The sequence below is a fragment of the Paenibacillus sp. Soil787 genome (assembly GCF_001429545.1).
GTDB lineage: Bacteria > Bacillota > Bacilli > Paenibacillales > NBRC-103111 > Paenibacillus_E.
In genome coordinates, this window is record NZ_LMSP01000023.1 from 93,932 (window position 1) to 110,221 (window position 16,290).

Annotated in this window: 14 protein-coding genes; 3 read left to right on the forward strand and 11 right to left on the reverse strand. The window is 44.2% G+C overall.

Annotated features, from left to right (window positions below):
* Positions 1-55 precede the first annotated feature (55 nt).
* Positions 56-988 carry a hypothetical protein gene (locus tag ASG93_RS20000; protein WP_056834541.1) on the forward strand — a complete coding sequence of 311 codons (933 nt, stop codon included), beginning with the start codon at positions 56-58 and terminating at the stop codon, positions 986-988.
* An 80-nt stretch (positions 989-1,068) separates the two neighbouring features.
* Positions 1,069-1,308: an NHLP leader peptide family RiPP precursor gene (locus ASG93_RS20005; RefSeq protein ID WP_056834543.1), complete on the forward strand. Its 240-nt coding sequence runs from the start codon at positions 1,069-1,071 to the stop codon at positions 1,306-1,308.
* A 68-nt stretch (positions 1,309-1,376) separates the two neighbouring features.
* On the opposite strand, the gene ASG93_RS20010 is transcribed toward ASG93_RS20005, so the two are convergent.
* From ASG93_RS20010 to ASG93_RS20055, 10 genes are all read right to left on the reverse strand, one after another.
* A complete protein-coding gene (locus ASG93_RS20010; RefSeq protein WP_056834545.1) occupies positions 1,377-3,272 on the reverse strand; it encodes a sensor histidine kinase in 1,896 nt (631 codons plus the stop codon).
* A 168-nt stretch (positions 3,273-3,440) separates the two neighbouring features.
* The gene (locus ASG93_RS20015) at positions 3,441-4,661 is read right to left on the reverse strand and encodes an amidohydrolase family protein (protein ID WP_056835114.1); all 1,221 of its coding nucleotides are present in this window, start codon (positions 4,659-4,661) and stop codon (positions 3,441-3,443) included.
* Positions 4,662-4,721: 60 nt separating this feature from the next.
* Positions 4,722-5,618: an ABC transporter permease gene (locus ASG93_RS20020; RefSeq protein WP_082614989.1), complete on the reverse strand. Its 897-nt coding sequence runs from the start codon at positions 5,616-5,618 to the stop codon at positions 4,722-4,724.
* 17 nt (positions 5,619-5,635) lie between these two features.
* Positions 5,636-6,973 carry an FAD-binding oxidoreductase gene (locus ASG93_RS20025; protein WP_235550911.1) on the reverse strand — a complete coding sequence of 446 codons (1,338 nt, stop codon included), beginning with the start codon at positions 6,971-6,973 and terminating at the stop codon, positions 5,636-5,638.
* Positions 6,974-6,994: 21 nt separating this feature from the next.
* Positions 6,995-7,792: an ABC transporter ATP-binding protein gene (locus tag ASG93_RS20030; RefSeq protein ID WP_056835120.1), complete on the reverse strand. Its 798-nt coding sequence runs from the start codon at positions 7,790-7,792 to the stop codon at positions 6,995-6,997.
* A gap of 47 nt (positions 7,793-7,839) precedes the next feature.
* Positions 7,840-8,661, reverse strand: coding sequence for a creatininase family protein (locus tag ASG93_RS20035; RefSeq protein ID WP_321166698.1), 822 nt, complete (start codon positions 8,659-8,661; stop codon positions 7,840-7,842).
* A 139-nt stretch (positions 8,662-8,800) separates the two neighbouring features.
* The gene (locus ASG93_RS20040) at positions 8,801-10,180 is read right to left on the reverse strand and encodes an amidohydrolase family protein (RefSeq protein ID WP_235550913.1); all 1,380 of its coding nucleotides are present in this window, start codon (positions 10,178-10,180) and stop codon (positions 8,801-8,803) included.
* A 27-nt stretch (positions 10,181-10,207) separates the two neighbouring features.
* Positions 10,208-11,302 (reverse strand): ABC transporter substrate-binding protein, encoded by a 1,095-nt coding sequence (locus ASG93_RS20045; protein ID WP_056834550.1) that lies wholly within the window; start codon positions 11,300-11,302, stop codon positions 10,208-10,210.
* A gap of 201 nt (positions 11,303-11,503) precedes the next feature.
* Entirely contained in the window at positions 11,504-12,499 is a 996-nt protein-coding gene (locus ASG93_RS20050; RefSeq protein WP_056834552.1) for an aromatic ring-hydroxylating oxygenase subunit alpha, read from the reverse strand.
* 56 nt (positions 12,500-12,555) lie between these two features.
* Positions 12,556-13,941: an amidohydrolase family protein gene (locus ASG93_RS20055; protein ID WP_235550914.1), complete on the reverse strand. Its 1,386-nt coding sequence runs from the start codon at positions 13,939-13,941 to the stop codon at positions 12,556-12,558.
* A gap of 268 nt (positions 13,942-14,209) precedes the next feature.
* On the opposite strand from ASG93_RS20055, the gene ASG93_RS20060 reads away from it, so the two are divergent.
* Entirely contained in the window at positions 14,210-14,671 is a 462-nt protein-coding gene (locus ASG93_RS20060; RefSeq protein WP_235550915.1) for an Lrp/AsnC family transcriptional regulator, read from the forward strand.
* Between the two features lie 60 nt (positions 14,672-14,731).
* On the opposite strand, the gene ASG93_RS20065 is transcribed toward ASG93_RS20060, so the two are convergent.
* On the reverse strand, positions 14,732-15,688 hold the full coding sequence (locus ASG93_RS20065; protein WP_056834555.1) for a 3'-5' exoribonuclease YhaM family protein: 957 nt from the start codon (positions 15,686-15,688) through the stop codon (positions 14,732-14,734).
* Positions 15,689-16,290 lie beyond the last annotated feature (602 nt).

A 16,290-nucleotide genomic window follows, 5' to 3' on the forward strand; every position in this document is an offset into this window, starting at 1 on the left:
GTGAATTCATGCTAGGCTAGTTTCAAGAATATACCAATAAAGGGGATAATGACCTATGAACTGGTTCCTTGCTTATGAGAAAGATCTTGCTGACGTATTTACAGAGGCAGAGGGCATCATTAGCGCATTTCCAGCACCGTTAGATCACCTCGGACTTGCCTATCTAGCTACATTTGACGGGAGAAAAGAAGATAGCACTAAAAACTATATCTGTTACCTTCTTCCATATTGGATGAAAGACATCAGTGAACTTCCGCCAGAGTCGATGAATAAACTCTCATTAGCGAATGTATTCGTAATGCTCTACTATTTTATACAAGACGATATTATGGATTCAGCCAAAGGTGAGCATAAGGACAAGCTGCCTCTAGCCAATTTATTTCATATGCAGTTCCTATCCATCTATAGAGATATGTTTCCTGCTGGGTCGCCTTTCTGGAGTTACTACGAGACGTATGTTACGGAGTGGTCTGAAGCTGTTTCCAATGAGCAGCAGTCCGATTACTTCCTTCAAGACATTGTCAAAGTCGCAAAGAAAGCAAGTCCAGTCAAAAATGCCAGCACCGGCGCTCTTCTATTAGCAAACCAAGCTCACCTTATCCCTGTCGTCACGGCGGCTGTTGAACAAACGCTTATCACTTTGCAAATGCTGGATGATTGGGCTGACTGGGAAGAAGATCTGGAAGAGGGTTCTTACAACTGCTTATTAGCTTCGATGCGTAAGCATTTGCAGCTTTCAAAGGAAAGTGTTGTATCGCCAGAAATGGTGAAGCAGCAGTTGTATGTGCATGACTTTTTGGATTCCTATGGGCAAATCGCCACTACTCATCATGAGCAATTACTAGACTTACAGATTTCAATGACACAAATGATCAATTTCCATGATTCTCTTGTGCAAAACATTCAAAAAGTCGCACTTGAAATCAAAGAAAATAGAAAAATGTTAGCATCAGGGGGATTCTATTATTTTTTGTCGAAATCTAGTTGATTTTGCTAGATTATTCAGAATATTCATGCTATAATTTTCTTGTAGGAAAAATTACCCAATTGACTAAGGAGTGATTCGGAATGTCATCCAATGAAGTATTAAAAGCGAAAATTATTCAAAAAGCCTGGGAAGATGAAGCATTCAAAAACCAGCTTATTGCTAATCCCAAAGCCGCATTAAAACAAGCATTTGGCATTACACTCCCAGATGACATCAAAGTTAAAGCCGTAGAAGAAACTTCAACTGAGTTTGTTCTAGTCATTCCTACGAATCCTGCAAAGATTTTGGTTACTACGAATGCCGTTGAATCTTTTTGGTAAAATAAATAAATAAATAAATAAATAAATAAAGAAGAGGTGCCGCGCTTACGAGTCGCAGCACCTCTTCTTTATTTTATAGTAATAGCTGGGAAACGAATGATAACCTCTGTGCCTATGTATTTTTGACTTTTGAACTCAATGTGCCCTTTCATGATTTCAATGATCCGAAAGGTGATCATTAATCCAAGCCCTGTCCCCTTCGTCTTTGTGGAATAATAAGGCTCCCCTAATTTGATCAACTGCGCGGGTTCAATCCCCTCGCCATTATCTTTGATATGAATGTACACCTCATCATTTTTAAGATAAGCCCATATATGAATCTGACCATCAACCTGAAAGGCTTCGATACTATTTTTGATAATATTAATAAGCACTTGTTTCAATTTCGATGAGTTCCCTTGTATATGCAAATCATTAGGAACACTAACGGTTATCCGCCCGCCATGTAAGGTAGCCAATGGAACAATAATACCTTCAATTTGGCTGATTTCCTTGGAAACATTTAAATCAACGAGATCATCAAGCTGGGGCTTTGCAAAAGTCAGGAAGTCCGTAATGATAACAGAAGCCCGATCTAGTTCTTCTATCGCGATTCCCATATATTCTTTGTTCTTATCATCTGTTCTAGCAGCGACAAGCTGTAAAAATCCACGTGTTACTTGCAGAGGGTTTCTCACCTCATGAGCGACAGAAGCCGCCAATGCGCTTATGATTTCCATCTTTTCAGAGAGTTGGAGTTGATGATTGTAAAATTCAAGTTCTTTGGAATAATTAATCATATGTTCCTGATTGATGGCAAAGCGCCTGCCTAATACGACAACAATGACAATAATAAATCCGACAACTCCCCATTTCCAGAAGAAAAACTGATAGTTTTGAGAACTAGCATAGAAGTATATAAGGTCTAGAGTACTCATAAATGCTAACATGACAAAACCAGATAAGAAAATAATAGCTTCCTTGTTCCCTCTTCGTACAAGAATAATGGAGCATACAATCATTAAAATGAACTGACTAATCATAATAAACCCCAAAACGGTAACCGATGCAAAAAAATAAACTTTGTTAAATCGATAATTACTGAGTTGATTAACGAGCATAAAAGTAATTAAAAAAATCGAATACAGAACTTGGAATTTTCTAAACCAACGAATCAGTTTATATTTTCCGTCATCAAATATTTTTTCAAAAAAATAAGTGAGTGCTGGCAAGAAAATGGCAAGCGACATATCAAACAAAGCACTAAATAGATCGCCATAGTTCGTAAAGTTTGCGTACATGAAAGATGAATATGTAATAAAAATAAAGCCAAGCGTTAAATTAAGTATACTAACTAAAACCCAGTTTGTAAGTTGACTTTTTTTCAGGAAGAAAGAACATATCAGCATACTCGCAGACATGAAGAGAAAGGCACATCCTAGTATAATGTCCGGCAAATCTTGAAGTACAAATGTTCGCGTCAAAGCAGTGTAATCATCCAGCTTAATTGCTGAATGTATTCCTAAGCGCCCCATGGATGTCTCCAGCTTTAAATAAACGGTTTCTCCCCCGTCCTCGCTACTAATAGAAAATAAGCTTCTTTGACTATCAACTGGAAAATCAAACTTGGTTTCTCGAACTAAGCGATCACCAATATAAACCCAGAGGTTCTGCGCATGAATTCCTTCAATGTATATGCCATAGTCTTTAGGTACTTTGGACGGAAGTTGGAGCCTAATCCATGCCGAAGAAACTTCTTCCGGTTTCTCGGGAGATGATTTGCCGTTATTGATTTTAATCCATTGATTAGGGGAAGCAGTACTTACTCCTTCTAACCCCCCTGGCGGATCGCCCCACATGATGCTCCACTCTGGGATCGCTTTCATATCCACTTGATCAACGGCATAAGCATGGGAAGTCATAAATCCATAACAAATAACCATAACCAACATCGTTTTCCAGAATACTTGAGATAACTGTTTCATTCATTTTCCTCCCCCGAAGAAAAATGTAAGTAATTAACAATATAATAAATTCGACAGGTTTCTTTGCATTCCCTTTTTATTACATGGTAAACATTTGAAAAACAAAACATAAACAACCCCCTGCGAAATAACATCAGGGGGTACAGTTAATTGTATAAATTTTTACATTTATAATACAGTGAACAATTGACTCCTTGCAGTTACAGTCTCAGCGACAATGCGGCCTTGGCTCACTACATACCGACAACTCGGCTGCTCACGAATAAGATCCATGGCATCATCTCCAGGCAGCAGGATAAAGCTGGCAGGATGGCCAATCTCGATCCCATATTCCTTGAGCTGCAGGGTGTTCGCTGCACGTGTTGTAATCATACGTACAAGCTCAGCCACTTCCTCACGTCCAGTCATATGTGCTAAATGAGCGGCGATATGGGCTGCTTGCAGCATATTCCCTGTTCCCAGCGGATAGAAAGGCGTCTGAATATCATCATGCGCAATGCTTACATTCACACCAGCCGCCCACAATTCCTTGATTCGGGTGATGCCTCGGCCCTTGGGATAGCCATCGTATCTGCCCTGCATCGCACTATTGATGAGCGGACAACAAACAATATTCACACCCGAACGCACCAGCATTCCCTGCACCTTCTGGTAATAAGCTTCACAATAATAGGCTGCAGCGTTCGCATGCGCAGCTGTTACTCGTTCGCGCAGTCCTGAACGAATCGCGAGATGGGCCACGCTTTCTAAGAACGTGGAGTGAGCATCGTCCATTTCGTCGCAAAAAACATGAACGAAGCAGCCGTGCTTTTCTGCTAGGTTGAAGCAAATCTCCAGCGAAGCCAGGCCTTCCTCACGCGTAGGCTCAAGATGCGGAATCGCTCCAATGCCATCAGCGCCAAGCTCAAGCGCTTGCTCCAGCCGGCGCTCATTATCGGGACATGCGCGAATACCATCTTGAGGAAACGCGATAACCTGCAGGTTCATGTATGGTTTAACACGCTCACGCAAGGCAAGAAGTGCACGTAGAGCAATCAGATTTGGATCCGAAATATCTGCTTGTGTACGCACATGCAGGATACCGGCAGCCATCTGCATCCGAAGCACCTTCTCTGCTCGTTCCGTGACATCCTCGTAGGTGAGCGCTTGTTTCCGCTTTTGCCATAATCCGATGCCTTCGAATAGAGTCCCGCTCTCATTCCAGGCGGGCTCCCCCGCCGTTAGGACGGTGTCCAAATGAATATGGGACTCCACGAACGGAGGGAGCAGCAGGTGACCAATGCCATCGATTTCGCGTTCCCCTTGTTCGGTAATACTTCCAAGCATAACGATTTTGCCGTTTTTTACACCGATATCTACAGGACTTCGGTCCTCTGAATGTCTAAACATACGCACATTACGAAATACAATGTCCAGCAGCTAACTCACCCTCTTTACCTTGGTGCCATATTAGGTATCCTTTTTCATCTCGGATTCGTGCCACGAACTAAGCAGCCATTTGGCGAAAGCGTTGACCAATAGGAAGAAAATAATGCCCAGTGCTGATGCCGAAAGTCCACAAGCGAATAAATAAGGTGTTTTTAAACGCGCAGCGGCATACGTTATCGCATAACCAAGTCCGCCTTGACCTCCGCCGATACCGGCAATGTATTCACCGACAATAGCCCCGACTACGGATAAAGTACAAGAGATTTTCAGACCGGCTACGATATAGGGAAGGGCAGCTGGTATGCGCAGCCTCCACATCGTTTGAATCGGATTCGCATTGTATAAATAAAACAGATTACTCATATTTTGATCCGTGGAATTTAGACCGATTAACGTATTTGAAAGCATGGGGAAGAATCCGATTAAGAATGTAATAATAACAATCGCATTCACACCTGCATCGAACCAGATCACAATGAGAGGGGCAATGGCGACAATCGGGATCGTTTGTAAAATAATCGCATAAGGATACACACTCTTCTCAATCCATTTGGAGCTTGCCAGTAGAATGGCACCAGTAACTCCTAATATAATACTGAGGAAAAATCCAAGCACAGCTTCCAGCGTCGTTGTCCTTACAGATACCCAGAGTCCGTGCCTGTTTTCTACGGCTGCTGCGACGATATCGGAAGGCTTAGGCACGAGATAAACAGGTGCTTTCACTAAATAAGCAATGAGTTCCCAGCCTCCAATGAAAACAACAAAGGCAACCAGCGGTGGCAAAAGATGCTTAAGCAGCAACAAAAGCCTGCGACCTGGCGAGATCCCGTCTTCCAATCGATTAGCCCAAGCCGCCCGTTCGCGGGCAGGGAATATTTCATCCGGCAGTATTTGCAGGTATTTAGAATCTACAGCCATTATAAGTCCCCCTTCATTTACATCTCATAAATGATTTTCCCTGGATTCAGCAGCCCTCTTGGGTCATTCTCACGCTTCTTGCGCTCCATGCTGCCAACTTCACCACGTCCGCCGTGATCCAACACCCAGGTATGAGGATCAAATATTTTCACGCCGATGGATTCACAATATTGAATGATCTCGTATAAGCGTTCTTCGCTTTCAAAGCGAACAATCGGAAGCGAATTTGGTGATATTTCCCCACCGCTGCGTACCCATTCAAAATGCAAGTACACTTCTTCCCCATATTTATCTTTAATCATCTGAATTTGTTCCATATAGGAATCCAGCTTAAAGCCAGCTTGCAGATACGTCATCGAAGGGTCCGTTTTCATTGCCCATAACGTCGTATGATTCCATGTAAAATCCGACACCCCGATCGTTTTCCGGTAATTCTTAGCCTCAATCAGATGACCGATGTGCCCGCCATAGCTTTGGGCAAGAGCTTCGACTAGCGGCAGCGTATCCTCAGCAAATTCAAGCATAACAACGGCCATACCCGACTTGATCACTTTGGCAAACGGAAAGAAATATGAAGGAATGGGCCATTCCATGGGAGCAATAAGTCGTTTCAGAATAGCTTCCTCTCTAGCAAGAGCCTCACCGAATCGCATCGACTGCTCGAAGGTGTCGAAATTAGCAATAGCCTGAGCCCACTCGGTGCGAGGAGAAAGCGGGATGGTTACCTCGGTCAGAATGCCGGTAGTACCATAATTATGAATATAATCAAATAAGTCACGGCCTTGGATAACCAAGCGCTGCGGAGATTCTTCCATCGTGTAAATGACAGCTTCCAGCACATTGCCATCCCATAAGTTTCCGTGGGTAATCGAGCCGATTCCGCCGGAACCGCCGCTCACAAAGCCGCCTACCGTTGCTTTGACATAAGTACTGGGGTATATGCGAATCTCTTGTCCGACTTCACGAGCCTTTTTATCAATTACACTAAGACGAACTCCGCATTGTAAACGAGCGTAGCCAACACCGATTTCAAGAATTTCATCCATCCGGCTTAAATCTAAGACAATACCGCCCTGCAGGGGAACCGCCTGACCATAGTTGCCTGTACCGGCTCCTCGAACCGTAACGGGAATATTGTGGCGGTAACCAAAGGCTAACACTTCAGCCACCTCAGTTTCATTGCGCGGTATAGCAACGACATCGGCCGCTTTCATATGCTGCAATTGGCGATTAAGTACTGGGGAGTACCAGTAATAATCTTTAGAGAGCTTTTCTCTCGTTTCGGCATCGACAAACACGATTTCTTTCGCAAGCTGCTCCTGTATCTCTTTCTCCCAGCTAATATTCATGGCCATGAGCTTATTCACCCTTTCGTATCAATGATCCAAAGCGGCAGATACTTCACGAACTAAATCACTGAACTGCGTCGTTGTACGGAAGCTTTCATCTCGAGGAAAAGGGACGGGAATATCAAGCCTCGCCGATATTTTACCTGGACGCGGTGTCATCACAACAACACTTGTGGATAAGAACACCGATTCGAATACGTTATGCGTGACGAATAGCACGGTCATCGACTTATCCTGCTGCCAAATATTGAGCAGCTCCATTTGCAAGGTTTGACGTGTAATTTCGTCTAGAGCGCCGAAGGGCTCATCCATGAGGAGCAGCTTAGGTCTCGAAATGAGCGCACGCGCGATGGAGACACGCATCTTCATTCCCCCGGAGAGCTGTCTAGGCAGCACCTTCATATAGTCCTTCAAGCCGACCAGCTCCAATACGCGCTGAGCTTCTTCTTTCTGTGTCCTCTTATCTACACCGCGCAATTCAAGCGGCAATCTGACGTTAGCTTCGACCGTAGACCAAGGCAGCAGCGTATGATCTTGGAAAACAAAGGCGATATCACTTTGCTTGCGCGCTTCTTTGGGTGTCGTACCAAATACGTCTAATGTCCCTTTACTTGGCTTGGCAAGGCCAGTGATCATTTTGAAAATCGTTGATTTCCCACACCCAGACGGACCAACAAAACAAAGAAACTCCCCTTCTTGTATCGTTAGATTCACATCTTGCAAGGCAATTGTTCCGTTGGGGTACGTCTTAGACAGATTTTCCATATTTACGAATTTAGGGCCGGATACTTGTGAGTTGGATGTATGGAACAGAGAAGAATTCATAGCCATTTACTTCATCTCCTGTATGTGATTTATGGAACATTCCTCCGTTATTGTTCCTTTTTCAATGACGTCATCTCAAAAGCTTGAAAGGTGAGCAGCGCTTCGGCGATATGTGCACCGTACTTTTCAGCCATCGCATGGCCTTTCGTTATCGTTGCTTGTGTGGCATCACCAGAAATGCCTGAATGAGATAAATCATCCATCACCCAAGCAAAAGCACGATTGCGAAGGCTTAAATAACGCGAATCCGGATAATTCGGATATTCCGTAGGAGCCAGCTCCATATGAACCCAATCGGGCTTAGCCGACATCACTAGGGAAGTTTCCATATCACCCGCATGAATACCAGCCTGCTTCTCCAGCGGCGTTATCCACTCATCAGCGGCACCGAGACCGCCAGGATCTAATCGAAATACAGCCAGCCCCGTTTCAATACGGATTTCCCGACCCATCATATTTAATAAATCCGTGTTGCCCCCGTGCGTGTTCACTAGTACTAATTTCTGAAATCCGCTTTTACTCAGGCTTTTCGCTATATCCATCACAACAGCCATTAATGTAGTCGCCGATAACGTTATGGTCCCTGGATGGCCAAGGTGCTCCGTACTTTTGCCATACGGAATGGCGGGCAGCAGCCATATATTCGCATCCTCGGGAAGCTGTTCGAAAGCCTCGGTCAAGAGGACTTCGGAAATTAATGTATCGGTAAACACTGGCATATGCGGACCATGCTGCTCGATCGCGCCAACCGGCAGAACGATAAGTGCATCATCTTTGGGAACCTGAGCAACCTCGAGCTTACTTAAACGGGGAAAAAAGCAGCGATCCCACGCTTTACCTTGATAACGATTGAATGACAAGCTGAGCACCTCCAAGTGGGTGGATAGTAGTATACACATAAGCTCTTATGAAAAAAGACCCAAACTCAGAGTGAAGAGCGGATCTTAAGCTTTCAATTTAGCGTCGTTCAACAATAAGGGGAGACTAACAGGTTAGCCAATTAGACGCTCACCCTTTCGCGAATTCATGGTTATGGAAGGATACATTTTCGCTTGCTTCTTGCCAATAATGAGCTAAGGTCTTATCCTGCCACTCCGCTTTATTTGCAGCCATCCGCACAAAGCTTCCTTGACTATATACCCAGCGGCGTTCAGGCAGCATGGTAAAGAGCTCTTCCGGCGTACTTCCGTCTATGATAATAAAATTCGCATGATTACCAGCCTTTACCTCATAAGAAGTTAGACCGAGCACCTTGGCTGGCACATCCGTGATCATGCGCAGCAGCGTTCGAAGATCATCCGGTCGACCCATATGAGCGGCATAAGAGCCAATAAGAGCAATTTGCAATAAATCGCCTCTGCCAAAAGGATGAAAGGGATCGTGAATATTATCTGAAGCCACGGCAATAGGAATGCCTGCTTCCCAAATCTCCTTCAACCGAGTTACGCCACGTCTAACGGGGAAACTGTCTTGCCTTCCTTGCAAATACAAATTGACTGCAGGCAAGGAGACTGCTTTGAGCCTCGCATCAACCATGCGTTCAATGATGCCGTGAGCATCCTGATCCGTCATCGAAGCTAACGCACATAAATGATCGACGGTAACTCTCCCTGAATATCCCTCTGATTTCGTTCGCAATGCGATATGATCGATTGTGCGCGTAGCTGGATTGTCTGTTTCGTCGCAATGCAGATCAATCGGCACATCGTATTTCTCTGCTAATTTGAATATAAAATCGATATCTTCCTTAGGGGTTAATGATAAATGCGGCGCCCCGCCAATCCCATCTACGCCCATCCTTAGTGCTTCCTCTACAGCATCAACATCTAGTGACATGAAATTGTAGGGACACATCGGAAACAACTGCAAGCTGATATAAGGCGCTAAGGCTTCTTTGGCTTCCAAAGCGGCCTCAATTGTGCGTAAAGCTACTTCACGTGAGGCTCTCAAATTAAAATCAAGATGTGTACGAACATGCGTTGTTCCAAATGACAAAGCTTGCAAAGCCGAACGCATAATTCTTGATTTAATTTCATTTTTGGTAAAAAGCGGTGATGCACTTGAATAATTGCGTACGGCCTCTTCTAATGTCCCGCTCCGATTCTCAACCGAAGTTAGCGAGAAAGATTTGTCTAAATGCATATGAGCATCTACGAAGCCTGGCAGTATTATTTTCCCTTCAATGTCAATGAACGAGATGCCCGATTCACCTGTACCAAGCTGTGGTTTCCATTGTTCCAATGACATTGCATCAGAATGGGCAGCATTAGCTTCTTGATTCTGAATCTGAGTCCAAACGCCTTCACGAATCGAGAGACGAAACAAATGCCCCTCATCCTCCATTGGCAATCGAACGTTCACTAAATCCATATTCATGATAGAAGCCAATACCGCCACCCCCTGATTCTTTATCCCTTACTTCTTAGGTAAAAATTGCGTTGTGAACACTTTGTCGATGTTCTCTGCTGTTTTTAGAACACCTACATCAACAAGCTGCTTCTGAACTTCTGTCCAGCGTTCCTTGGTCATGACTCCTGTACCTTTGGTTGCTGCATCTCCTCCGAATACAAAGTCCATCTCTTTAGCAGCGCTAAATTTCATCATATCTAAGCTCATATCTGGATTCTTCTGTTGGATGGAAGGATTGATCTCCTCGGAATGATCCTTGTAATAATCCCAGCCTTTAACCGTAGCTTCGACGAAAGCTTGCACTTGGTCCGGATGTTCAGCAATCATTTTCTCCGTAGTGAAGTATACGCCAGCGTAAATGTTATAACCGGAATCGGCAACTAAGAGCGCGCCGTGCTCTACCTTTTGCTGAGTGAGCGTGAACGGTTCAGAAGTTACATATCCTTGCGTAAGAGCTTTTGGATCGCTGACAAAGTTAACTAATTGACCTGTATATTTCATTTCTTGGGCACTGTCTAATTTGTATTTCTTCTTAATAAACTGCCAGAAGCTGGCCGTTGAAGCCACATACACCTTATGTCCGTTTAAATCACCAAAATCTTTAATCGCAGTATCTTCTTTATGATAAAACACAGCTTGTGGACTCTTTTGCATGGAAGTTGCGATAGCTACAATCGGAATACCCTCTTGTCTGGCTACTAGGATATCATCGCCATTGGCCATACCGAATTGCGCTTTGCCTGAAGCGACGATTTGTGTAGAAGAAACCTGCGGACCACCTGGCATAAGCGTCATATCAAAACCCGCGTCTTTGTAGAACCCTTTGGCGGAAGCAGCAAAGTTCCCACCATGTTCGGGTTCTGCGAACCAGTTTAAAACAACAGTTGCAGGTACGACAGCTTTGGCAGCTGTAGTTGAAGCCGGAGATGCTGCTGGAGCAGTGGAAGCCGTCGCTTGCGCCGCTGTAGTTGGCGCTGACGTTGAAACCGAGGAGCCCGCGTTACCGCATGCGGCGAGCATACTTGAGATCATAACTAAGCTCATGGACAAAACAACTGGGCGTTTCGCTGCAAGCGGATTAGTAAGATTAAATGGTTTCATATTAGACTTCCCCTCCATATTTGGTTTTCTCTACAAAAGAACTTATCAATCTTTAGTCAAATATAGAGTTGATGGCCTGTTCAAGTCAACGAATATACTAACGTTTTGTATTTTCACACAATAAAAGTACGTCTTTTCATTACTTTCACAAGACTCATTTTAAATAAATGCACAAATATCTCATAAAACACGAACATTCACTCAAATTACTCCAACAACCACGCCTAATTCTTTCAACCAACGACGATATGCAATGGAGAACCGGTCTACCTTATGGTTGAGTTCGACCTGCAGATCCAGCGGAAGCAGCTCCGGTTTCTGCGTCTCAATTACCCTCGCATCTTGTTCAAACACGATATCCTGGAAGCGAATAAAATTCGCATCTACTACGTCATAGGCATAATTCCGTGAAACCATCATGAACACGACACATTCTTCTGCGGCTACAGGCAATACCGTCAACATAATCCACAAGGTTTGGCCATTACTTGGATCTGCTTTGGACAATCGTGCGGATAAGGGCCGATAAACTTCTTTCATATAGACGTAAGTCGTCCCTTCACTCTTATCCGAGCCGGAATGGGCAACCGGTTGAAAGATCGGAATATTTTCGATATAAATGCGTTCCTTCTCCTTGATCACCTGAAAGTCGGGGAGCTCTGCATAGTCGGGGTGCCCGAGCAGATTCTGATGGACGAACATCAAATGTGCAAAGTCGGTGAAATTCTCAATAACTCTCGTTCCAGCTGCCTTAACTTTGTAGGGCCCACATGGCAGTGGACGAAACACCGGATTAGCAAACTCTTCAAAATGAGGCAAAGGTGCCACGGGTTCGCCTATACATACCCAGATGAAGCCGTATTTCTCTTCACAGGCATAGGTTTGCGCTTTAGCTCTGAGAGGAATTTTCTCCCCCTTGGGCTGCGCTGGAATACAGACACATTGCCCAGATGAATCATACTGCCAACCATGGTATGGACAGACGAGAACATCGTCTTGTACCCATCCTTTGGAAAGCATGGCTCCACGGTGAACGCATAGATCTTGCAGCGCATGAACCCCTTTGCTAGAGCGGTAAATGGCTACTCTTTCACCCAAAATGACGACACCCACAGGTTGGTCTTTCAGCTCAGACGCGAGGTGCACAGCATGCCAATCATTTTCAAGTACAGGATCATGTAGACGTTGTAAAGCCATTGAAATCATCCTCCTTAGCGTTTATGAAAATTGGTTAGCGCAAGCTTTAAAATGAATTACTCTATATTTGAGAAAATAGGATATTGCCCAGCCAGCTTATTGCGCAGAGCATCCACCCTTGCTTGGGCTCTTTGTAGGATTTCTTGCTCATCGATCCACGTGCTCATCCCCTTCTCCACAACAACATGACCGCCAACAATAACGAGATCAACATCATTGCCGTTCGCGTTATAAACTAGCGCTGAAGAAGCGCGATGCACGGGACTAATGTGTGCTTTGAGCATATCTACGGTCACTAGATCTGCCTTCTTGCCTGGCTCAAGACTGCCCAAATCAGCACTCCTCCCAACTGCCTTAGCACCATTCACAGTAGCCATACGCAGCACATCCATCGGCGGCAATAAGGTAGCATCCAGTTCATTCACCTTATGCAAGCATGCCGTGAACTTCAGCACTTCCAAGTTATCTTGACAATTATTACTGCCAGGGCCATCCGTACCTAAGGCAACGTTAATGCCCATTCGCAGCATTTCAGGTACTCTGGCAACACCAGAAGCTAAGTACATATTGGATACTGGACAATGGATGACGGAAGCTTGCTTTGCACGAATCAATTCTAGTTCTACATCATCAAGCCACACACCATGAACAACCTGCGTTTGCTCGCCCAGCAGCCCAACTTCATTCAGCAATTCCAAATTACGCAGGCCATAACGGGCCATCGTCGTGTCGATCTGTTCGCTTGTTTCCGCAACATGTACATGAGAAATCAGCTTGCGATCCCGGCTAAAGACTGCCGCCCTCTCGAGATAACCTCTGGAACATCCATATAAATTAAGCGGTCCAAGTGCAATTCGAATCCGACCGGAAGCAGCCCCATCCCATTCATCGAGCAATCGATCTGTACTCTCGAAGATCTGTTCTTCTGTCTCCCTTAATCGGACTTCTCCCGCCAAATCCGAGCCGCCTCTGGCCAAATGTCCGCGAATCCCTGAATCCACCATCGCTTGCAGTACACTCGCATCATTCTCTGGATACGTGTGGATATAATGGTGATCCATCAAATATGTCGCGCCCGACTTCAAATTTTCGATACACCCGATTAAAGCAGCCAAATAAAAATCTTCAGGTTCCATCGCGAGACTCATCGGCCAAATAATCCCCTTCAGCCACTGTGCGAGCGGGGAGTGATCCGATACCCCTCTCATGAACGTTTGAAACAAATGGGTATGACCATTGATGATCCCGGGAATGACGACTTTACCCGAAGCATTGTACGTATACGCAGATTGTGAAAGTAAATGGTCCAAGCTCCCGTCGGATCTCCATTCCCCCACTTCACGGATCACATCATGCTCCATATACACATAGCCGGGTTTGAAAATCTGATTGGTGGCATTCATGGTCAACACCGTACCGTTGTAAATTAACTTGTTTGACAAGTTACCACCTCTCTTCAATGTTATGTAAGCTAACATTAATTTTATTTTTTTATTTATGTGTTATGTTAATTAACATCATTATAGGAATGAACCTTTTTATCGTCAACTCTATTTGTAAATGAAAAGAATATATACGGTTACGTTTTGTCATAAAATCGATTATTTTAATTAACATAGTTTGATTTTGAACGTAAAAATTGTTCTTATCACGTGAATACTATGATAATATTAACAACTGTATATATTTCACGAAAAAGGAGTCATGCCTGTGTTAGAACTCCCTCACCTCGATCAAGTGGATCAAGAAATCATCAAGTTACTACATGAGAACGGCCGGATATCCTATGCAAAAATCGGAGAAATGCTCAATCTCTCACGTGTTGCGATTCAAAAACGAGTCGAAAACCTCATCGAAAAAGAAGTCATCGAGAACTTTACCATTCGGTTGAACGCGACGAAATTAGGTAAAGTAGTCAGCGCTTTTTTCGAAGTCGAAGTAGAGCCGCGGTTTGCTGAGGAAGTAGGCAATCTGCTTTCCGCTGACTCCAACGTTATCAGTATTTATCAAATGACAGGGAGCAGCTCTCTGCATATGCATGCCTTGCTCAAAGACGATGCTGCACTCGAAGAATTCCTCTACCAAAATATCTACAAATTGAAAGGCGTCGTACGCGTTAACACGCAGGTCGTTATTAAACGGTTTAAACAAGGGACTGGATTGGAACTATGAGAATAGACAAAAAAACTGCGCGAGCATCGGTGCTCACGCAGTTTTCGTTATTTTGATAAATTATAAGTTCAAACGATACATCGCCTTATTTTCTAGACCACGGATCATCGGCGTCCATGCTTCTGTCTCTGGCGTTGTCAGCAGAGTGTCCTCAACCATTTGCAGCTTCGCATCCATCGAATCAATGTAATGCAAAGCAACAGCTTCTGGAATTTGAGGCAGCACTGGGCTCCCCCATTCAGGCAAGTTGTGGTGGGACAGCACAATATGCTGCAGACCAATGACAACATCCGATTGAAGATCAATCCCATGATGCAAAGCAGCTTCCGTAATCCAGTTCGACGCCATCGAGATGTGTCCGAGCAGTTTTCCTTGCACACTGTAATCCGAAACGATTCCTAGCTGCGCGATCATCTCTTCAGGTTTGGCGATATCATGCAGAATGATGCCGGCTTTAATTAAATCAGGATTAAGAAATGGCCGCTGTTTACAAATAAATTCACCGATCTCCAACATCCGCACAATGTGGTAAGCAAGGCCGCCGAAATAGGCATGATGATGAGTCTTGGCAGCCGGGGAATGGTTTAGCTTCTCTTCTACTTTGCTCACACAAAACGAAACTATCGACTTGATCGTCGGATTCGCAATACTTTCCAAAACTTGATTTATCGTATGAATTAGATCGATTGGACTAATCGGTGCTGAACGAATGAAATCCGTAATATGTACGCCATCCTCTGGCAGCGCCTTGCGTAACTTCCCGATTTTCACCTGAAGTTTATCACGATAGGTTTGAACTAAACCTTGAACCTTGACCAACGTCATCGGGAAAAATGTTTCTTTATCGGACGCGCTAGCATCCCATAGTTTTGCAGAGATCTGCCCGCTAGCATCGCACAGAACAATGTCCATGAAATCTTTGGCAGGCGTGGTATTCGTTTGTTTGACTTCTAACTCTTTAATGAGGTAGTAGCCTACAAACTCTTCTGGTGCTTGCAATTGCTTAATTAAAGTCATTTTAGTTCCTCCATATGTCGTTAGGAACATTATACTACGAATAGGAGAGAATTAATGAATAGAAAATGATAGAAATTTGAGAAAGTGCTGAATTTTTTCACTCAAAGTCTTTTACAGTCAGTATCCTGTTGCGAGGTATCTCGCTCATCGGCTCTCCTAATTTCGCCCCAACCTTCTCACGAAACGAATTCGGTATCGGGATCTTCGAATTCCAAACGGTTCGTTGGATCAATGACAATTTCATTCTTATCCTCATTCCAGCCCGCCGAATGCCATAATGTATCGCTGAAAAAGGAAAGAGGAACATAAATGGAGTTGTTCGTTATGAACGACTTTTTCGAGTACCCTCTATCATGACGCTCAAAAAATACCCGGATCTCTCCCTGTCTATGGGCAAGAATAGTCTCCGTGCGAGGAGGCTTAGGTTGTTGTTTCTCAGTCCTATCTGATAGCCACTGAGTCAGCTTCTCTGCTCTTTCCGTACCAAGATGATGCGTATCAAATACACTAACGTAGGGTAAATCCCATCCTTGGGAGTAAAATAGATAGGTTTCTCCAACTGGGCATCACTAGATTTTAGCGGAACGTAGAAGCCTTATTTT